Origin of the sequence: Aeromonas sp. R4-2 (assembly GCF_040908295.1) — a bacterium.
In the GTDB taxonomy this organism is placed as follows: Bacteria; Pseudomonadota; Gammaproteobacteria; order Enterobacterales; family Aeromonadaceae; genus Aeromonas; species Aeromonas veronii.
This window is the reverse complement of sequence record NZ_JBFODL010000009.1, coordinates 188,779-208,635: the sequence shown is the minus strand read 5'-3', so window position 1 is coordinate 208,635 and position 19,857 is coordinate 188,779. Positions and strand designations below refer to the sequence as shown.

The following is a 19,857-nucleotide window of genomic DNA, read 5'->3' as shown; positions in this document are numbered from 1 at the left end:
CCTCTCATGAATATAATTTTTGTCCTGATCCCCATCGCCATCCTGTTTGTGATCATCGCCGGGGTCGTCTTCTTCTGGGCCATTCGCTCCGAGCAGTTCGAGGATCTCGACCGGCAGGGTTCCAACATCCTGTTTGACGAAGAGCAACCTGCCCACAAACCCGTAAAGCCTGCTGACCATGACCCACAACCTTGATCTGGCCGGCGCCCTGCTGGTCGGACTGGCAGGCTCTGCCCACTGTATCGGCATGTGCGGTGGCGTCTCCGCCGCGCTCTCCATGGCGATCCCCGCCAACAAGCAGCACTTCTGGGGGCGGCTTGCCTATCTGCTCAACTACAACCTCGGCCGGATCCTGAGCTATGTGATTGCAGGTGCACTGGTGGGCGGCCTGCTCGCCACCACCAGCGAGCTGGGCGCAGGCAAACACGCTATTGCCGGCTTACGCCTGGTGGCGGCGTTATTGATGATTGCGCTTGGTCTCTATCTGGCGGGCTGGTGGCAAGGGATCTTGCTGCTGGAGCGGCTCGGCGCCAGACTTTGGCCCCGTATCAAACCCCTTGCCGGCAGATTTCTCCCCTTCACCTCACCTGTGCAGGCACTGCCCTTTGGCATGGTGTGGGGTTGGCTCCCCTGCGGGCTGGTCTACTCCATGCTGACCTGGAGTGCGGCGGCGGGTTCGGCCAGTGGTGGTGCGCTCATCATGCTCTTTTTTGGTCTCGGCACCCTGCCCACCCTGTTTGCGTTGGGGGGGCTTGCCGATCGCCTGAGATACTGGCTCACCCTGCGCAGTTTGCGCCTTGGCGGGGCCCTGCTGCTCATTTTGTTCGGGGTACATACCTTCTGGATTGGCATTGCTTCCTTTTGAAACCCTATCCAAAACGGATGAGTTGATGGTAAACTTGTTTGATATAAATCAATTATTCGTATGAGCCTATGATCCCGGAAAAGAAACCTGGCAGACGTATCCAGAGCGGTGGCTGTGCAATTCATTGCCAGGATTGCAGCATCAGTCAGCTCTGTATTCCCTTCACTCTGAACGACAACGAGCTTGATCAGCTGGACAGCATCATCGAGCGCAAAAAGCCGATCCAGAAGGGTGAAGAGCTGTTCAAGGCTGGCGATGAGTTCAAATCGCTCTATGCCATCCGTTCCGGGACCATCAAGTCGTACACCATCACCGAGCAAGGGGATGAGCAGATCACTGCGTTCCACCTCGCTGGCGATCTGGTCGGTTTTGATGCCATCAACAAGCAGGCCCATCCCTCCTTCGCTCAGGCGCTGGAAACGGCCATGGTGTGCGAGATCCCGTTTGAAGTGCTGGATGACCTCTCCGGCAAGATGCCCAAACTGCGCCAGCAGATCATGCGTCTGATGAGCAGCGAAATCATGGGCGATCAGGAGATGATCCTGCTGCTCTCCAAGAAGAATGCCGAAGAGCGCCTCGCCGCCTTCCTGCACAATCTGTCGGTACGCTTCTCCGAGCGCGGTTTCTCCGCCAAGGAGTTCCGTCTCTCCATGACCCGTGGTGACATTGGCAACTATCTGGGTCTGACCGTCGAGACCATCAGTCGTCTGCTCGGCCGTTTCCAGAAGTCCGGTCTCATCAGCGTCAAAGGCAAATACATTACCGTGCTGGATCAGGTCGCGCTGGGTATGATGGCCGGTGCCACTCGCCCGCCCTGCGGCTGATTTTTCCGCTTACTCTCCCGCTATTTTCCTGTTTTCCCTGCCGGATCCTTTCCTCTGGAATGTGATCCGGTACGTTCCCCATACCCTCCTCCTGCGCTAAGCTGTAATGGCTAAGATTCTGCTGTCATTGGACTTTTCCAAGGAGGAGAAGATGGTCAAATATCAGAATATTCTGGTGGTTATCAATCCAGAAGAGGAGCGTCAAATCGCCCTCGAACGGGCAGTCAAAGTCGCCGAGCTGGACGAAAACGCCCATCTGACCCTGCTGCTCACCATCTATGACTTCTCGTATGAAATGACTGCCATGCTCTCGGTGGACGAGCGGCAAGAGATGCGTGATGGCGTCATTTCACAGCGACGTGAGTGGCTGGACGAGATCCTGACCCCCTATCGGGCACAGGGGATCGAATGCGAAGTGAAAGTGGTCTGGCACAATCGCCCCTTCGAGTGTGTCATTCAGGAAGTGCTGGAGCAGCGCCACGATCTGGTGGTCAAAGCCACTCACCATCACAGCTTCCTGCAAACCTTCATCTTTACTCCCACCGACTGGCATCTGCTGCGCAAATGCCCCTGTCCGGTGCTGCTGGTCAAGGAAGGTCACTGGCAACGGGGCGGCAACATCATCGCCGCCATCAACTGCTCAAGCGACGATCCGGATCAGAAATTGCTCAACGAACGGATCACCCAGGAGGGGAGTGACATCGCCGAGCTGCTGGGCTCCAACCTCTATCTGGTCAACACCTACCCGGGCACCCCGGTCAACGTGGCCATCGAGCTGCCGGAGTTTGATCCCAACGCCTACAACGAAGCTATCCGCAAACACCACGAAAGCCTGCTGCTGAGCCATGCCGACAAGTTCGGGATCGGTCATCTCTGGACCCGGGTTGCTGAAGGACTACCGGAAGAGGTGTTGCCGGATATGGCCGAAGAGCTCAAGGCGACCTTGATGATCATGGGCTGCGTCGGCCGTACCGGGCTTTCTGCTGCTCTGCTCGGCAATACTGCCGAACATGTGATTGACCGCCTCTCCTGCGACATCCTGATCCTCAAACCGGCGGACTACAGCTGCCCAGTCGACAGTCGTCGCAATCAATCATAAGGTGCCTGGCACCTTGCCCTCCCCCGGGACATGGCTATAATAACGCGCTTATTTGTGTCCCGGGTTTTACGAGCATGCTAGAAGAGCTGAACGCCAAAGAAAAATACAGTTTCAACAAACTGCAGAAGCGCCTGCGGCGCAACGTAGGTCAGGCCATTGCCGACTTCAACATGATTGAAGAGGGCGACAAGGTCATGGTCTGCCTCTCCGGCGGCAAGGACAGCTTCGGTATGCTCGACATACTGATGAGCCTCAAAGCCAGCGCCCCCATCCATTTCGATCTGGTTGCCGTCAACCTGGATCAGAAGCAGCCCGGTTTCCCCGAGCATGTGCTGCCCGAGTATCTGGATTCCCTCGGTATCGAGTACAAGATCGTCGAGGAAGATACCTACTCCATCGTCAAGGAGAAGGTACCGGAAGGCAAAACCACCTGCTCCCTCTGCTCACGGCTGCGCCGCGGTATTCTCTATCGCACCGCCCAGGAGCTGGGTTGCACCAAGATTGCCCTTGGCCACCACCGCGACGACATCCTCGAGACCCTGTTCCTCAACATGTTCTACGGTGGCAAGCTCAAGTCCATGCCGCCCAAGCTGGTGAGCGATGATGGCAAGAACGTGGTGATCCGCCCGCTGGCCTACTGCAAAGAGAAGGACCTGATCCGCTACGCCGACGTCAAAGCCTTCCCCATCATTCCGTGCAACCTGTGCGGCTCGCAAGAGAACCTGCAGCGTCAGGCCATCAAGCAGATGATGCAGGATTGGGATCGCCGCTTCCCCGGTCGTATCGAAACCATGTTCACCGCCATTCAGGACGTGATCCCGAGCCACCTGCTCGACCACAAGCTGTTTGACTTCAAGAGCATCAACCGCGACTCCGGTATCATCGATGGTGGCGACAAGGCGTTTGATCCGCCCGAGATGCCAAAGGCGCCGCTGCTGGACATCGACGAGATGGACATTCTGGATGTGATTGAAGTGCGCTAAGCCGCGCTCACAGGGCAAACGCCACACAATAAAAAAGGAGCGATCATCGCTCCTTTTTGCTTTCTTGATCTGCCTGTTACCAACGTGACAGCACCATCTATATCAGCCCTTGTGCAACCAGGGGGTCAGTCGCAGCACGTCACCCTGCAGGCGCAGTTGCCCGGTGGCGAACGCGGCCAGTTGCTCATTGCTAAGCAACAGATGGCCTTCCTGCCAGGGCAGCGCCTCCTGACGGGCGCCATCAATCAGATAAGCTGTTCCGCTCTGCTGCACCAGGGTAATCCGCACCCCTTCCATCTTCGGCAGGAAGTGCTTGCCGACCATGCCCGCCATCTTGTCGAGCAGCGACTGCATCTGCTGCTGACGGGCCGCCAGCTCGGCCAGCGGCAGCTCGGGCCCGTTCGGCGCATCGGCCATCACCTGTACCGTCATATCGCAAGTGGTGTGCTCTTCTTTCAGGCCGACGGTCACGATCCCCTTGTCGAGGTTGAGATCCTCATCAAAAGGCAGGCGCAGTTCGCTATCGACCGTTACCTCGCCCGCCACTTCCTTGCTGTCGGTTGCAACCCGGGCAAAGGTGAGGCCGCAGCGCTGACCATTTTGCGGATCGGTCAGATAAAACCCCAGTCTGGCGTGACCAAACTCCCCTTTGGCAAAGGTCTTCATCTGGCTGTAGAAGGTGCTGTATTGCAGATCCAGCACCGGCTCAGCCAGCGCCAGCCCTGGCAGCAAGAGCGTGGCCAGCAGACTCTGGCGCACAGCCTTGGTCACTCCATATCGACGGGTCATTCAACATCCTTTTGCATCATGCATTGAAATGGTTGGGGCCTTCTGTCACCTCATTAACCTCTACCCCCACCCCGCAGAGATCCCGATAGAGGATCCCCTTGCAGTTGAAATAGAGCGGTGCCACCCAGATAAGCCCCAACCCCATGGGGATCAGAGCCAGGAAGAAGAGCGCGGTCATCACGCCGTGGAACAGCACAATGCTGGGCCAGCCGCGCGCAAAGAGCTTGAGAGAGACCAGAATGGCCTGGGGGGGCGTCAGGCCACGCTCCAGCACCAGCGGGACGGTAAAGAGCAGCCCCATGCCGATCAGGGCCGAGGGGATGAAAGAGAGCACGGCGGGCAATCCCAGCAGATCGAACAGCGGGCCAAACAGGCTGGTGAGCAGACTGCCAAGCAGGCTGAGCATGCCGAGGCGTACAAAGTGGCGGAAGAAGTCGAACACCTGGTTGGCCCGGGCGCGCACCCCGACCGACTGCTGCAACCCCAACATATCGAGGGAGCTGGTCATGGGGGCCATCACCACCGTCATCAGCAGGCTCAGCACCATGGCCACATTCATCTGGCTGTCATCCCCCAGATAGGGCAACAGCAGCACATTGCTAAGCAGGATCCAGATCGCCGTCACTCCGACAATCGCCAGCAGCAGGCCAAATCCGGTACGGCGGGTCTGTTGCCATCCCTCCTGGATGACCCCTTTCAGATCAAGGCGGTAGCCCTGGTTCAGAGACTGCTCAAGGGAGCCGCCAATACGCATTTTATTACTCAATTGACTATCCAATATCGAAAACGACCAAATCAGGTGGCACATTATAGCGATTTGGTCTGCTATTCGTAGCCGTTTTTCCTGCGCACTTGCGGCTAATTCGGGCCAAAAACCCTTTAATTTCATGTGTCGGCTGCATAGAATGCGGCCCTCTTTCAACACGATGGCCACTGGCTGGGGTGAGACTGGCGGATGATGAACAATCCACAGGTAATTGTCGCGCTGAACAAGATCAGCAAAAAATACGATGGCAAGGTGATCCTGAGTGACCTTGACCTTGAAATCTATGACGGTGAATTTCTTACCCTGCTGGGCCCCTCCGGCTGTGGCAAGACCACCCTGCTGCGCCTGCTGGCCGGGCTCGAATCGGTCGATGGTGGCACCATCCATCTGGCCGGTGACGAGATCACCCATATCCCCGCCGAACACAGGCACATCAACACCGTGTTCCAGAGCTATGCGCTCTTCCCTCATATGACGGTGTTTGAAAACGTTGCCTTTGGCCTCGAGATGCAGAAAGTACCGGCCAGCGAGATCCGCCAGCGGGTCGAGGAGACCCTCGCCATGGTGCAGCTCACCGAGCTGGCCAACCGCCGCCCGGATCAGCTCTCCGGCGGCCAGCAGCAACGGGTCGCCATCGCCCGCGCCGTGGTCAACAAGCCACGCCTGCTGCTGCTCGACGAATCCCTCTCGGCACTCGACTACAAGCTGCGCAAGCAGATGCAGAGCGAGCTCAAGGCGCTGCAGCGTCGCCTTGGTATCACCTTTGTCTTCGTCACCCATGATCAGGAAGAGGCGCTCACCATGTCTGATCGCATTCTGGTGATGGAGGGCGGCAAGATCATCCAGCGCGGCACCCCGCGCGATATCTACGAATCGCCAGCCAATCTGTTCGTGGCACGCTTTATCGGCGAGATCAATGTGATGGATGGCAAACTGATCAGCCAGCGCGAGCACGGTATCTGGCAGGCCGAGGTGGAGGGGCGCGAATGCCTGCTTCATACCACCTTGCCGTTCCAGCCAGACGACAAGGTGCTGGTGCTGCTGCGCCCGGAAGATCTGCGCATTCTCGATCAGGATGACGATCAGAGCGGTGCGCTGCGGGGCAACATTCGCGAGCGCAACTACAAGGGGGCGACGCTGGATTCGGTGATCGAACTCGAAAGCGGCAAACAGCTGCTTATCTCCGAGTTCTTCGACGAGGATGACCCCGACTTTGACTACCGTCTGGGTCAGGAGGTGGCGATCCACTGGGTCGACAGTTGGGAGGTGGTGCTGCCCTATGAGCCTCACTAATCTGCGGGTAGCGCACAGCTTTGCCCACAACGGCTTTCGCAACGGGGCCATCGCGCTGATCCTGGGCTGGCTGACGCTGTTTGTCTTCCTGCCCAACCTGATGATCATCGGCGTCAGCTTCCTGACCCGTGACGAGTCCGAGCTTATCGCGCCGCTCTTTACCCTGAGCAACTATGGCCGCCTGCTGGACCCGCTCTATTTCGAGGTGCTGCTCCACTCCCTCTGGCTGGCGCTGCTCGCTACAAGCATCTGCTTGCTGGTGGGCTACCCCTTTGCCTGGCTGTTGGCCCATCTGCCAGCGCGTGTCCGCCCGCTGCTGCTGTTTCTGGTGGTGGTGCCGTTTTGGACCAACTCCCTCATTCGCACCTATGCGCTGAAAGTGCTGCTTGGCACCCGGGGGCTGATCAACTGCTGGCTGCTGGATCTGGGGATCATCGAGCGGCCGCTGCAGATGATGTATACCGAGGTGGCCGTCATCATCGGGCTGGTCTATGTGCTGCTCCCCTTTATGGTGCTACCGCTCTACTCCAGCATCGAAAAGCTGGATGGCCGTTTGCTGGAGGCGGCGCGAGATCTTGGCGCCAACGGCTGGCAGCGGCTGGTGCGGATCATTTTGCCCCTCACCCTGCCCGGCATCATCGCCGGTTGTCTGCTGGTGTTCCTGCCCGCCATGGGGATGTTCTACGTCTCCGACTTGCTGGGGGGCGCCAAGCACCTGCTGATCGGCAACCTGATCAAGACTCAGTTCCTCAACAGCCGTGACTGGCCCTTTGGCGCCGCCATCAGCGTGATGCTGACGGTGCTGATGGCGCTGTTGGTCTACTGCTACTGGCGGGCGGGCAAACTGCTCAGCAAGAAGGGGGAGCTGGCATGATGCGCGCATTGAAAGCTCTGTTTCTGCTGCTGGTGTTTGGCTATCTCTATGTACCCATCGGGGTGCTGATCGCCAACTCCTTCAACCTGTCGAAATATGGCATCGACTGGCGCGGCTTTACCCTGGGCTGGTATGAGAAGCTGTTTGCCAGCGCCAGCCTGATGCAGGCGGCCCAGCACTCCCTGACCATCGCCGCCCTCACCGCCACCGCAGCCACCCTGATCGGCACCCTCACCGCCGTAGCGCTGTTTCGCTACCGCTTTCGCGGCAAACAGTACGTGAGCGGCATGCTGTTCGTGGTGATGATGTCCCCCGATATCGTGATGGCCATTTCGCTCCTGACCCTGTTTGTGGTGACCGGTATTGCGCTGGGCTTCTGGTCGCTGCTGATCGCCCACATCACCTTCTGCCTGCCGTTCGTAGTGATCACCGTCTACTCGCGGCTGTGCGGTTTTGATGTGCGAATGCTGGAGGCAGCGCGGGATCTGGGGGCTGGCGAGTGGATCATCCTGCGCCGCATCATACTGCCGCTGGCCCTGCCGGCGGTGATGGCGGGCTGGCTGCTCTCCTTTACCCTGTCGCTGGACGACGTGGTGGTGAGCTCCTTTGTTACCGGCCCGGCCTACGAGATCCTGCCGCTCAAGATCTACTCCATGGTCAAGGTAGGGGTCTCTCCCGAGGTCAACGCCCTGGCCACTCTGATGCTGGTCGCCTCCCTCGGGATGGTGCTGCTGGCGCAACTGTTACTGCGTAAACGGCAGGGTTGACCCTGCCCGTTTCGTCCCCGCCATCTTTGGCGAACTCTGTCACGGTGGGCCGCAAGGCCCCATAACCCCAAGGAGTTGTTGATGACAATCCAACACAAGGCCGGCGCCCTGCTGGCAGCCGCCCTCACCCTCACCACCCCGCTGCTGAGCCAGAGCGCTCACGCGGCCGATGACAAGGTGGTCTACTTCTACAACTGGTCGGAATATGTGCCGGACGGCCTGCTGGAGCAGTTCCAGCAAGAAACCGGCATCAAGGTGATCTACTCCACCTACGAATCCAACGAGACCCTCTACGCCAAACTGAAAACCCATGGCGACGGCTATGACGTGGTGGTGCCCAGCACCTACTTCATCTCGAAAATGGCCAAAGAGGGAATGCTGCAGCCGCTGGATCGCGCCCAGCTGCCCAACTTCAAGCACCTCGACCCTACCCTGCTCAACCACGAGTACGACCCGGACAACCGCTACTCCATCCCCTATATCTGGGGCGCAACCGGGATCGGCACCAACACCGACATCATCGAGCAACCGGTTACCAGCTGGAAACAGCTCTGGGCACCTGAGTGGAAAGAGAGCCTGCTGCTGATGGACGATGCCCGCGAGGTGTTCCATATCGCGCTGGTGCAGCTGGGTTACAGCCCCAACACCCAGGACAAGGCACAAATTGCCGAAGCGTTTGAATACCTGAAAAAACTGATGCCCAACGTCAAGGCGTTCAACTCCGACAACCCGGCCGACCCCTTTATCGCCGGTGAGGTCAATATCGGCATGCTGTGGAACGGCTCGGCTTACGGCGCCCAGCGCGAATACCCCTCCATCCAGATGACCTACCCCGAAGAAGGCGCCGTGCTCTGGATGGACAACCTCGCCATCCCGGCCAAGGCCAAACATGTGAAAGAGGCCCACGCCCTGATCAACTTCCTGATGCGCCCCGATGTGGCCGCCAAGGTGGCCGAGGCAATTGGCTACCCCACCCCGGTCAAGGATGCCATTCCCCTGCTCACCCCGGCGTTTCGCAACAACCCCATGGTCTTCCCGAGCGACGAGATCAAACGCAAGGGCGAATTCCAGTCCGATGTGGGGGATGCCTCCCGCCTCTACGAGCAGTACTTCCTGCAGCTAAAAGCCATGGTGGCCAAGGCCGGTTAAGTCGGCTGTTAATCGGCCCTGACGGGCTTAATGGATTAAGGGGGCAATATTTGCCCCCTTCGCCTTTTACCAATCTGCGCAATTTTTAAGCGTAACATTCATTGACACAGAGAGGCACAGGCGAGCCTCGGTTAATGGCAAAATATATGGACAGTCGCCTTTAAGCCAGACTGACAGACAGACCACAACTCTTGTCCGTTCTCCACAGCAGCCAGCTTCAAAGTAAATTGTCAGGGGAATATGATAGTGGTAGTGGTGTCTTTTTATATTCAGAATGGATTCAGCATTGCTCCATTGTGGAGATATAGGCACAATAGATACGTTTATGGGGAATGACTGTGCAGAATTATCGAAACCGCGAACGTCCGATTACGCTTCGCTAATCGAACCTACGGTCCTTTGACAATCATGAGTAAAACATATTTATATGGAAAGCTATTTTAACAGATCAATTTATATTTTCCATTTAATCACTGCTATAGATTGAGGAACGGTATGGCAAAAATTGTTGATTTGAATCATGAATGGGCGCTAAATATTGGCAAGGTTTTCCTGTCGTTTGGCAGCCTAGAAAGATTCACCATTGATTGCATCAGTAAATGGTTAAATAGCCAAGTAATTTTAAATCACTTAACAAGTTTACCTCTGGCGCAAAGAATAAACATAGTAATTGATTTGGCAAACGATAGGTATGGTGAGCGCAAAGAAGTTCAGTCATTTTGCGAAAATATGAAAAAAATGCTAGAGCTAGCAAAAAAGCGAAATTTAATTGCTCATAATCCTTTGATGATGGTTATCTATGAAGACTCTGTTGAAGAGGAAATATTCTCTCTTAAGAATGAGAATACAAGAATGACACTATCTGATTTGCTCTCATTAGTCACTGAAGCTGAAAGACTGTATAGTGAGCTACATTGTGACCTGGTTAAACTTCACTTCATTGATAATCCAGAATTGTTATCAATGTTTCATGAGCAGGATTTAACCGGCCTTATTGATACAAGAGGAAAATGATTTTTTAATTAGGTATTTAAAGCAGTCACCTTGTTTGAAGTATATGTTTTCAACCCCTTAAATCAGTGTTATACGCTTAGAGCTAAAAAATGGAAATTAAATAACTCTGTAGATTATTTGATATATAGGTTTAAACGTAGTTGATCCAGAAGAATGACTGCTTAACCGCGTTTATGTAGCTAGTTCGAGGTTTTGGCCGAGGAGTTTAAGGTATGGACAACCAATAAGATGGCAAGAATCGATTAATTCTGCGCTTTTTCATCCCCCCTCAGGGGTGTAGATTGGCTGTGGGGGCAAGCGTTGCCCCCTCTCTTTTTTCATGACCCCTCGAGGTATCACGGAAAACACGTTTTTCGCCGATATCGCGGGTGGCCTGAGCCAATCAGGAGTATTCATGTCCGATCTGACCCTCTATTTCGCTCCCGGCACTTGTGCCATGGCCGTACAGATTGCCCTGCTGGAAGCAAATGCCCCATTCCAACCCCGTCTCGTCAACCTCGCCGCAGGGGAGCAGCGTGATCCTGCGTATCTTGCCATCAACCCCAAAGGGCGGGTGCCTGCCCTTGTCACCGAGCAGGGCACCCTGACCGAGACCCCGGCCCTGCTGCTCTATGTGGCGCAGCGCTTCCCCGATGCCAAGCTGGCGCCGCTGGACAACCCGTTCCTGCTGGCCCGCATGCAGGAGGTCAACAGCTTCCTCGCCTCCACCGTGCATGTCTCCCACGCCCACGGTCGCCGTGGCAGCCGCTGGGCCGATGACGAGCAGGCCATTGCCGCCATGCAGCAGAAAGTCGCCAGCAATATGCGCGATGGCTTTGCCCAGATTGAGCAGCACTATCTGGCAGGCCCCTGGGTACTCGGCGAGCAGTTCAGCGTGGCGGATATCTATCTGTTCGTGGTCGCAGGCTGGCTGAAAAGCGATAGGGTCGAGATCAGTGAATTCCCCAAGGTTACCGGTCATTATCAGCGCATGCTGAGCCGTCCGGCGGTCGCCAAAGCTCTGGCCAACTAACCATAAAATCAATAGCTCGATGAATAACAAGGGTGTCAGGGCTCTGCTGACACCCTTCCTGCCTCCTCCCCTGCACTTCTTCTCCCGCCTTTGAGATCGTTTTCACATTTCCGTGGTTTTGCCGTGGCCCTTCCTTAGTAAAAAGCCTATCTTTGCGCCATGACGCAACCGGTTGCGTAACCGGTTGCCTAGAGGTTCACAGATTGACGGGCCAAGGCCTGATGAGGTGCTGTATGAAACGAGGCGTACTGCTCAATGCTCCCCTGAGTGCTCTGGTGGCACAGATGGGCCACACCGACGAGATCACCGTCTGCGATGCAGGCTTGCCCATTCCGGCAGGTCCGGAGCGGATCGATCTGGCGCTGATGGCGGGGACGCCCAGCCTTGCAACCGTACTGACCGCCCTGCTCACCGATCTGGTGGTGGAGAAGGTGATCATGGCAAGCGAGATCAAGCAGATCAGCCCCGCCGCTCATCAGGCACTGGTCGATCAGCTTGAAGCCCACGCAGCCGCCCAGGGCAAGCCCATCACCATCGAATACTGCCTGCACGAGGAGTTCAAGGCCCGCTCCCGCCAGAGCAAGGCTATCGTGCGCAGCGGCGAGGTGACTCCCTACGCCAACCTGATCCTCTGCGCCGGTGTGGCGTTCTGACATTCTTCAAAGAAGGCCTCTTCAAGGAAGCTGCAAATGAGCACAACCTCCCCCCTCTCCCCCATTCTGGAGCTGACCGGGATCGTCAAGACCTTCCCCGGTGTGCGCGCCCTCGACGAAGCGGGTCTGCGGGTCTATCCGGGCCAGGTGATGGCCCTGCTCGGTGAAAATGGCGCCGGCAAATCCACCCTGATGAAGGTGCTGACCGGTATCTATCAGGCCGATGCGGGCAGTGTCAGCTACCGCGGTCAACCGGTTCACTTCAAGGGCCCCCGCGACTCTCAGGATCAGGGGATCAGCATCATCCACCAGGAGCTGAACCTGCTGCCGGAGTTGTCGATTGCCGCCAACATCTTCCTCGGGCGCGAACCGCGTACCCGTTTTGGCAGCATCGACCACAAACAGCTGCGCGAGCGGGCAAGCGGCCTGTTGGCACGACTTGGCGTCAAACACGGGCCGGATACCCGACTCGGGGATCTCTCCATCGGCGAACAGCAGATGGTGGAGATCGCCAAGGCGCTGTCGTTCGATGCCAGCGTCATCATCATGGACGAACCGACCGATGCGCTGACCGATACCGAGACCGAGCAGCTGTTCAAGGTGATCCGCGAGCTGCGTGAGCAGGGTTGCGGCATCGTCTATATCTCCCACCGCCTCAAAGAGATCTTCGAGATCTGCGATCGGGTCACTGTGCTGCGCGATGGCAAGTGGATCGGTGAGAAGGCGGTGAGCGATCTGGATGAAGACAAGATCATCGAGATGATGGTGGGTCGCCGGCTGGAAGAGCAGTACCCGCGTCTTGAGCGCGAGCTCGGCCCCGTCAGCCTGCAGGTGAAAGATCTGGCCGGTCCCGGCGTGCGCGGGGTGAGCTTCTCCCTGCGTCAGGGGGAAATTCTGGGCTTTAGCGGCCTGATGGGCTCCGGCCGCACCGAACTGATGAAGCTTATCTACGGCGCCAGCCCCATCAGCACCGGTGAAGTGCAAGTTGACGGTCATGCTCTGGTGCCCAAAAGCCCGGCGGATGGTCTGGCCGCAGGCATCGCCTATATCTCCGAAGATCGCAAGGGGGATGGGCTGGTGCTGGAGCTGTCGGTGCGCGAAAACATGAGTCTGTGTGCCCTCGACGAGTTCATCAGCAACGGCAAGATTGACGGCAAGGCCGAACGGCAGGCGGTGAGCGACTATGTGCGCCTGTTCAACATCAAGACCCCGAGTCAGGATCAGCTGATAAAGCTACTCTCCGGTGGCAACCAGCAGAAGGTGGCCATCGCCAAGGGGCTGCTGACCCGGCCCAAGGTGCTGATCCTCGACGAGCCGACCCGCGGCGTCGACGTGGGGGCGAAGAAGGAAATTTATCAGCTGATCAACCAGTTCAAGAAGGAGGGGATGAGCATCATTCTGGTCTCCTCCGAGATGCCGGAAGTGCTCGGCATGAGTGATCGCATCATGGTGATGCATGAAGGGCGCATCAGCGCAGAGTTCAACACCCGCGATGCCAATCAGGAGAAGCTGATGGCGGCGGCAGTCGGTAAACAGTGGCAAGCAGAGCAAGAGGCATCCCAATGACAACCCAAACCCTTTCCCGCCGTGGCGTCATGAGCAAGGCGTGGTGGATCGAGAACAAATCCCTGGTCGCGCTGCTGGTCCTGATTGGTGTGGTCTCCTTTCTGAGCCCCAACTTCTTCACCGCCGACAACCTGCTCAACATCCTGCGCCAAACCTCGGTCAACGCCATCATGGCGGTCGGCATGACGCTGGTTATCCTCACCGCCGGTATCGATCTGTCGGTCGGCTCTGTGCTCGCCCTGTGCGGCGCGCTGGCCGCCACCATGGTTGCCATGGAGCTGCCGATCTGGCTGGTGGTGCCCCTCACTCTGGGGGCCGGTGCCCTGCTGGGCGGCGTCAGCGGTCTCATCATTGCCAAGGGCAAGGTGCAGGCGTTTATCGCCACCCTGGTCACCATGACCGCTCTGCGCGGCATCACCATGGTCTATACCGAGGGTCGCCCCATCTCCACCGGTTTCAGTGACGGCGCCGATCACTTCGCCTGGCTCGGTACCGGTTACCTGTTCGGTCTGCCGGTGCCCATCTGGCTGATGGCCATCGTCTTCCTGCTCGCCTGGTTCATGCTCAACCACACACGTCTCGGTCGCTACATCTACGCGCTGGGCGGCAACGAGTCTGCCACCCGTCTCTCCGGCATCAATGTGGATCGGGTGAAGCTGGCGGTGTATGGTCTGTGCGGCGCGCTCTCGGCACTGGCAGGGCTTATCGTTACCTCTCGCCTCTCCTCTGCCCAGCCGACAGCGGGCATGGGTTACGAGCTGGATGCCATCGCCGCCGTGGTGCTGGGTGGTACCAGCCTGATGGGCGGCAAGGGCCGCATCATGGGCACCCTGATCGGTGCCTTGATCATCGGCTTCCTGAATAACGCCCTCAACCTGCTCGACGTATCCTCCTATTACCAGATGATCGCCAAGGCCAGCGTGATCTTGCTTGCCGTGATGATCGATAACAAAAGCAATCGTTGATAAGACAAGCCACACACAAGGAATGAAATGATGAAAAAGCTCAATACCCTGCTCGCTGCCGCCATCATGTCCGTGCTGGGCACCGCCCATGCCGCCGATCAAACCCTGGCCATGGTGGTCTCCACCCTCAACAACCCCTTCTTCGTCACCATGAAAGAGGGTGCCGAAGCCAAAGCCAAAGAGCTTGGCTACGAGCTGGTGGTACTGGATTCCCAGAATGACCCGGCCAAAGAGCTCTCCAACATGGAAGATCTCACCGTACGCAAGGTCGGCGCCATCCTGATCAACCCCACCGACTCCGAAGCGGTCGGCAACGCCATTCGTCTGGCCAACCGTGCCAGCATTCCGGTACTGACTCTGGACCGCGGCGCCGCGCAGGGTGAGGTCAAGGCTCACATTGCCTCCGACAACGTGGCGGGCGGCAAGCTGGCTGGTGACTTCATCACCGAAAAACTGGGTACCGGCGCCAAGGTCATTCAGCTGGAAGGAATTGCCGGTACCTCCGCCGCCCGCGACCGTGGCGAAGGTTTTGCCCTGGCCGTGGCGGCCAACAAGCTGCAGGTGCTGGCTTCCCAGCCTGCCGACTTTGACCGCACCAAGGGTCTGAACGTCATGGAAAACCTGCTGGCCGCCCATCCGACCGTACAGGCAGTGTTCGCCCAGAACGACGAGATGGCGCTGGGTGCCATTCGCGCGGTGCAGGCTGCCGGTAAAGAGGTGATGATCGTCGGCTTCGACGGCACTGACGATGGCAAAGCCGCCGTTGCCAAGGGTAAACTGGCCGCCACCGTGGCCCAGCAGCCTGCCCTGATCGGTGCCATCGGCGTCGAGACTGCCGACAAGGTGCTGAAAGGTCAGCCGGTAGAGAAATCCATCCCGGTACCGCTGCAAGTAGTCAGCAAGTAAGTTCTCGAGGGGAGGTTCGCCTCCCCTTTTCCCTCTCGTTCAGGTGCCTCCCGGCTTGGGCTCACTCCATCACAGTGTTCAAGCCAAGATGCATCAGGAGTAGTCAAAATGAATCGTCTCGTCGTTCTGGGCAGTGTCAATGCAGACCACGTGCTGCGCGTACCCCACTTTCCTCGCCCGGGTGAAACCCTGACCGGCCACAGCTATCAGGTTGTCTCGGGTGGCAAGGGGGCCAATCAGGCGGTTGCTGCCGCCCGCCTTGGCGCCCCCGTCTCCTTTATCGCCCGCATCGGTGATGACGCCATCGGCCACCAGATGAAGAGTGGCTTTGCCAAAGACGGTATTGACGTCAGCGCCGTCGAACTCGATCCCAAGCTCCCGACCGGCATCGCCATCATTTATGTCAGCGATGAGGGGGAGAACAGTATCGGTATCTCCGCCGAAGCCAACGGGGCCATCACCCCTGCCGTGGTGAAAAACCACGAAGCGATGATCGCCGACGCCCACACCCTGCTGTTGCAGCTGGAAGTGCCGCTCGAGAGCGTCCATGAAGCTGCACGGCTGGCTCGCGCCCACGGCACCCGGGTGGTGCTCAACCCCGCCCCTGCCCGCCCGCTCTCAAGCGAGCTGCTGGCACTGGTCGACCTTATCACCCCCAACCAGACCGAAGCGGAGCTGTTGACCGGCGTCAAAGTCACCGACGAAGCGAGTGCCCGCGAGGCGGCCGCCCGCTTCCACCAGATGGGCATTGCGGACGTGATGATCACCCTGGGGTCGCAGGGGGTCTATTGCAGCAACACCCAGCAGCAACAGCTGATACCGGGCTTTCGGGTCAAGGCGGTGGATACCACAGCCGCAGGCGATACCTTCAACGGCGCACTGCTGGCGGCGGAACTGGCGGGTGCCGATTTCCACAGCGCGGTGCGCTTTGCCCACGGGGCGGCGGCACTCTCCGTCACCCGGTTCGGCGCCCAGAGCTCCATCCCGAGCAAGCAGGAGGTCGACACCTTCCTGCTTGAGCAGACTGCACAGGGGCACTGATGGCCAATATCAAGGAGGTGGCGGCGAGGGCCCAGGTCTCCACCACCACCGTATCCCACGTCATCAACGAGACCCGTTTCGTGGCCGAGGAGACCCGCGAACGGGTCTTCGCCGCCATGCGCGATCTCAACTATGCCCCGAGTCTGGTTGCCCGCAGCCTCAAGGTGAAGGAGACCAACAGTATCGGCATGCTGGTCACCACCTCCAGCAACCCCTTCTTTGCCGAAGTGGTGCGCGGGGTGGAGCGTTACTGCTTCGAGCAGGGCTACAACCTGATGCTGGGCAACACCGAGGGTCAAGCCGAGACGGCCCTCTCCTACCTCAAGATGATGCTGCGCAAGCGGGTCGATGGCCTGCTGATCATGTGTAGCGAAGGCCAACAAGAGGTGTTCAATCAGCTCGACTGGCTCAAGAGCCTGCCGGTGGTGGTGATGGATTGGGGGCTGGTCAGCGAGGATGTGGATCTTATCGCCGACAACTCTTTCCACGGCGGTTATCTGGCGACCCGCCATCTGATTGAGCTTGGCCACACCGCCATCGGTTGCATCACAGGCCCCCACAGCCGCGCCCCCGCCAACCAGCGCCAAGCTGGCTTTGAACAGGCGTTGCAGGAGGCGGGTCTTACGATCAATCAAGAGTGGATCCAGGAGGGGGACTTTGATTGCGCCAGCGGCCATCAGGCGATGACTCGTCTGCTGGCATTGCCCGAGCGCCCCACCGCCCTCTTTGTCTGCAACGACATGATGGCGATGGGAGCCATCAGTGCCGCCCATCAGGCGGGGCTGGTGATCCCGCGGGATATCTCCATCGTTGGCTATGACAATGTGGCGCTGGCCGAATTTATGTCGCCGCCACTCACCACCGTAAACCAGCCCAAAGAGGAGCTGGGACGCCTCGCCGTCACCCGCCTGTTGGCTCGCATAAACGGCGAAGCGGTGGAGAACCACCTGATCACCGTCGACCCGGACCTGGTGATCAGGCAATCCTGCGCCCCTTGCACCTGACGTTCAGGGGCAATAAAAGAACAAGGCGACCCCGAGGTCGCCTTGTTTCATTCTGTCTCTTGCCGGTGCAATACCGCTTTTTGCCCTCAGGCCAGCGACCTGATCTCCCTGGCCGCCAACACTTGCAGTGGCACCAGCCCCAATCGTCTGGCCAGAGGTTGCAGCAACTCGCCATCTTCATCACCCTGCGGCAGCCAGTAGCGGACAGGCCAGCCGGCTGCCAGCTGCGCCGCGGTGATGCTGCCAATCTCTCTGAGCGCCAGAGTGCAACCCTGCTGCCGCAATCCCGCCAGCAGGGCACCATCCGGCTGTAGCGTCGGTACCAGCAACACCAGCGGCGTACGGGAAGCCCCCGGCAGATAGGCCAGTAGATGGGTCAGCTGGGCCTGGTTGTCAAGCGGGACCAGTAGAGCCCGACCATCGGCATACTGCGCCTCGTGCGCTTGCAGCACGCGGGCCAGCACGGGCCCCAGCACACCGCACTCCTGCAGCCAGCGCATCTGACAGGGCGCCCCCTGCTCACGCCACTCAAGCACCAATTGCCACATGTCGTTGCCCTGCCCGTCCGTCAGCGCCTGCAATGCCACTCGCAGCGGTGCTGGCTCGCGCCCCGCCAGCCACTCTCGCAGCTGATGAAGCTGCTGCTGACTCAACTGCAACTGCTGCAGCATGGCGGGCTCAAACCAGCTGATCGCCCCCTCCTGGCTACGCTTGGCCTGGTTGAGGGCCAGGATGGCCTGATCCAGCAACCGGGCGGCATCCTGTTGTTGCGCCTTGGCGACCCCGAGCCGACAGGCAAGGTCGAAGCTGCACTCCCGGGTCACGAACTCGAAATGGAGCAGATCCACCAGCTCATGAATGGCGGTTTCCAGCGCATCATTCGCCTTGGTCAGCACCACGGCAAATTCATCTCCGCCGAGCCGGTAAGCGTGGCTGCCATGGGCCTGCAGCAGCTTGTTGGCCACCATCTGCAACAGCCGATCACCGACCTGATAACCCAGCAGATCATTGACCTGCTTGAAGCGCTTGAGATCGAGCACCACCAAAGCGCTCACCTCGCCAGCATGCAGAGCGCGAGAGAGCTGTTCCTGCAGGGCACGGCGGTTGCCAAGCTGGGTCAGGGGATCGAGCAGGGCAAGCCGGCGGTTCGCCAGATTGGCGCGAATGAGGGCTGCGACCAGAGCGCCACCGGTCAGCAGCAGGATCAGTTGCCAGATCTGCAGCCAGAACAGGCTGTTGCGGATCTGGCTGACCGAATGCTCCCGCTCCTGGCCGGAGAGGATCTGATCCCCTATCTGTTCGATAAGACGGGTCTGGCTGGCGATCGCCTCCTGCAAACGGGCAAGCTCAGCCCCCTCGCGCAGCGCACCAGCCTCCATCTGGGGTTCGAGCTGCTTGATCTGCTCGAACAGGGTGGCCAGCACTTTGCCGAGCCCGTGCCGCTGGCGCATCTCGGCGGTCTCACTGCTGATGAGGAAGATATCGAGCCGGTTCCACAGCAGATCGTAATCAAGGCTCAGGGTCTCCATCGACAGTCTGCCAGCCCGATAGAGCTGCAGATCGTAGAGGAAACGCTGGGATTCGAGCATCACCTGGCTGATGTTCCAGTGGACATTGCGGTAGAAAGTATCGACCAGCAGCTCCTGCCGATACTGCAGATAGAGGCTGCTGCCAGACGAGAGCAGAAACAGCAGCGACACCGCAACCAACAGCATATTTTGGCGGGATAGCCCCATCAATCGACGATCTCGATGCGGGTCACCTGCCACACCATGCAGTTATGGATGGCGGGCACGTCCAGCTTGGGATAGGTGGTGAACGGGATGAGCAGCCAAAGCGGCCCCTTGTTGCGCCGGGTCAGCGGTTTGCCGTCCTCCTGACGCACCAGGGTCAGCGGCACGCCGTCGAACAGGGCCAGATCCACCACCTGCTGATAGCCGTTGAGGGCCGAAACGGCGATCTTGCGAGCATCCGGGATCCCTTGCGCCGCCAGCACGGCTGACAGGGTCGGCCCGCGATAGTGCTGGGCGCCCTGAGTCCAGGGAGTAGTGGTAGTGAATTCGGTCTGTGGCAAGGCGGAGAGGGCCGCCTCATCGAGGGTCACCTGCTGGCCATCTGGCAGTATCAGGGTCATCAGGGGGATGGAGGCCGATGCACTGGCACTGGCCAGCACCAGGAGAAAAAAAGCGATCCATTGCTTGACTGCGATCATGGTAATTTGCGCCAACTGCGTCCCATTTTTTAAATGGTTGCCAGTGTGGCGATTTCACCGAACCATTGCAACTGT

At 58.7% G+C, this 19,857-nt stretch carries 21 protein-coding genes; 17 read left to right on the top strand and 4 right to left on the bottom strand.

The features are described 5' to 3' along the window. Positions 1-6 precede the first annotated feature (6 nt). The 5 genes from ccoS (at position 7) to ttcA (ending at position 3,771) form a co-directional block, all read left to right on the top strand. Positions 7-195, top strand: a complete 189-nt coding sequence (gene ccoS / locus AB5Y99_RS06055; RefSeq protein WP_005336630.1) for a cbb3-type cytochrome oxidase assembly protein CcoS — start codon at positions 7-9, stop codon at positions 193-195. Beyond that, positions 179-865 carry a sulfite exporter TauE/SafE family protein gene (locus AB5Y99_RS06050; RefSeq protein ID WP_368209029.1) on the top strand — a complete coding sequence of 229 codons (687 nt, stop codon included), beginning with the start codon at positions 179-181 and terminating at the stop codon, positions 863-865. The genes ccoS and AB5Y99_RS06050 overlap by 17 nt, the downstream gene beginning before the upstream one ends. 68 nt (positions 866-933) lie before the next feature. After that, positions 934-1,689, top strand: coding sequence for an FNR family transcription factor (locus tag AB5Y99_RS06045; protein WP_005351934.1), 756 nt, complete (start codon positions 934-936; stop codon positions 1,687-1,689). A 151-nt stretch (positions 1,690-1,840) separates the two neighbouring features. Next, a complete protein-coding gene (gene uspE / locus AB5Y99_RS06040) occupies positions 1,841-2,788 on the top strand; it encodes a universal stress protein UspE (RefSeq protein ID WP_005345417.1) in 948 nt (315 codons plus the stop codon). A gap of 74 nt (positions 2,789-2,862) precedes the next feature. Then, positions 2,863-3,771 carry a tRNA 2-thiocytidine(32) synthetase TtcA gene (gene ttcA / locus AB5Y99_RS06035; RefSeq protein ID WP_323892196.1) on the top strand — a complete coding sequence of 303 codons (909 nt, stop codon included), beginning with the start codon at positions 2,863-2,865 and terminating at the stop codon, positions 3,769-3,771. A gap of 102 nt (positions 3,772-3,873) precedes the next feature. On the opposite strand, the gene AB5Y99_RS06030 is transcribed toward ttcA, so the two are convergent. Next, positions 3,874-4,560, bottom strand: coding sequence for a DUF2987 domain-containing protein (locus AB5Y99_RS06030; RefSeq protein ID WP_368209027.1), 687 nt, complete (start codon positions 4,558-4,560; stop codon positions 3,874-3,876). Positions 4,561-4,576: 16 nt separating this feature from the next. Then, entirely contained in the window at positions 4,577-5,314 is a 738-nt protein-coding gene (locus AB5Y99_RS06025; protein WP_005351939.1) for a hypothetical protein, read from the bottom strand. A 201-nt stretch (positions 5,315-5,515) separates the two neighbouring features. Here AB5Y99_RS06025 and potA point away from each other — a divergent pair, with 201 nt between their 5' ends. The 12 genes from potA to AB5Y99_RS05965 all read left to right on the top strand — a co-directional run bounded on the left by potA (position 5,516) and on the right by AB5Y99_RS05965 (position 17,570). Next, positions 5,516-6,619, top strand: a complete 1,104-nt coding sequence (gene potA, locus AB5Y99_RS06020) for a spermidine/putrescine ABC transporter ATP-binding protein PotA (protein WP_368209025.1) — start codon at positions 5,516-5,518, stop codon at positions 6,617-6,619. Continuing rightward, entirely contained in the window at positions 6,606-7,493 is an 888-nt protein-coding gene (gene potB, locus AB5Y99_RS06015) for a spermidine/putrescine ABC transporter permease PotB (protein ID WP_368209023.1), read from the top strand. Before potA ends, potB begins: the two co-directional genes overlap by 14 nt. Beyond that, positions 7,490-8,260: a spermidine/putrescine ABC transporter permease PotC gene (potC, locus tag AB5Y99_RS06010; RefSeq protein ID WP_005336644.1), complete on the top strand. Its 771-nt coding sequence runs from the start codon at positions 7,490-7,492 to the stop codon at positions 8,258-8,260. Before potB ends, potC begins: the two co-directional genes overlap by 4 nt. A gap of 81 nt (positions 8,261-8,341) precedes the next feature. After that, positions 8,342-9,409, top strand: a complete 1,068-nt coding sequence (locus AB5Y99_RS06005) for an extracellular solute-binding protein (protein ID WP_005345409.1) — start codon at positions 8,342-8,344, stop codon at positions 9,407-9,409. 495 nt (positions 9,410-9,904) lie between these two features. Then, positions 9,905-10,423, top strand: a complete 519-nt coding sequence (locus AB5Y99_RS06000; RefSeq protein ID WP_368209022.1) for a hypothetical protein — start codon at positions 9,905-9,907, stop codon at positions 10,421-10,423. A gap of 394 nt (positions 10,424-10,817) precedes the next feature. Further along, complete coding sequence (locus tag AB5Y99_RS05995) at positions 10,818-11,435, top strand: glutathione S-transferase family protein (RefSeq protein ID WP_368209019.1); 618 nt, start codon at positions 10,818-10,820, stop codon at positions 11,433-11,435. Between the two features lie 233 nt (positions 11,436-11,668). Next, complete coding sequence (gene rbsD, locus AB5Y99_RS05990; RefSeq protein ID WP_335844094.1) at positions 11,669-12,088, top strand: D-ribose pyranase; 420 nt, start codon at positions 11,669-11,671, stop codon at positions 12,086-12,088. A gap of 36 nt (positions 12,089-12,124) precedes the next feature. Next, positions 12,125-13,654, top strand: a complete 1,530-nt coding sequence (rbsA, locus tag AB5Y99_RS05985; protein WP_040065582.1) for a ribose ABC transporter ATP-binding protein RbsA — start codon at positions 12,125-12,127, stop codon at positions 13,652-13,654. Then, entirely contained in the window at positions 13,651-14,619 is a 969-nt protein-coding gene (rbsC, locus tag AB5Y99_RS05980; protein ID WP_005336670.1) for a ribose ABC transporter permease, read from the top strand. The genes rbsA and rbsC overlap by 4 nt, the downstream gene beginning before the upstream one ends. Before the next feature lie 30 nt (positions 14,620-14,649). Further along, positions 14,650-15,525, top strand: coding sequence for a ribose ABC transporter substrate-binding protein RbsB (rbsB, locus tag AB5Y99_RS05975; protein WP_005336672.1), 876 nt, complete (start codon positions 14,650-14,652; stop codon positions 15,523-15,525). Positions 15,526-15,633: 108 nt separating this feature from the next. Next, entirely contained in the window at positions 15,634-16,566 is a 933-nt protein-coding gene (gene rbsK, locus AB5Y99_RS05970; protein WP_368209017.1) for a ribokinase, read from the top strand. After that, the gene (locus AB5Y99_RS05965) at positions 16,566-17,570 is read left to right on the top strand and encodes a substrate-binding domain-containing protein (protein WP_368209016.1); all 1,005 of its coding nucleotides are present in this window, start codon (positions 16,566-16,568) and stop codon (positions 17,568-17,570) included. The genes rbsK and AB5Y99_RS05965 overlap by 1 nt, the downstream gene beginning before the upstream one ends. An 86-nt stretch (positions 17,571-17,656) precedes the next feature. Here the strand turns inward: AB5Y99_RS05965 and AB5Y99_RS05960 are convergent, their stop codons facing one another. Further along, on the bottom strand, positions 17,657-19,306 hold the full coding sequence (locus tag AB5Y99_RS05960; protein ID WP_368209013.1) for a diguanylate cyclase: 1,650 nt from the start codon (positions 19,304-19,306) through the stop codon (positions 17,657-17,659). Next, complete coding sequence (locus AB5Y99_RS05955) at positions 19,306-19,782, bottom strand: hypothetical protein (RefSeq protein ID WP_368209011.1); 477 nt, start codon at positions 19,780-19,782, stop codon at positions 19,306-19,308. The genes AB5Y99_RS05960 and AB5Y99_RS05955 overlap by 1 nt, the downstream gene beginning before the upstream one ends. Positions 19,783-19,857: the final 75 nt, after the last annotated feature.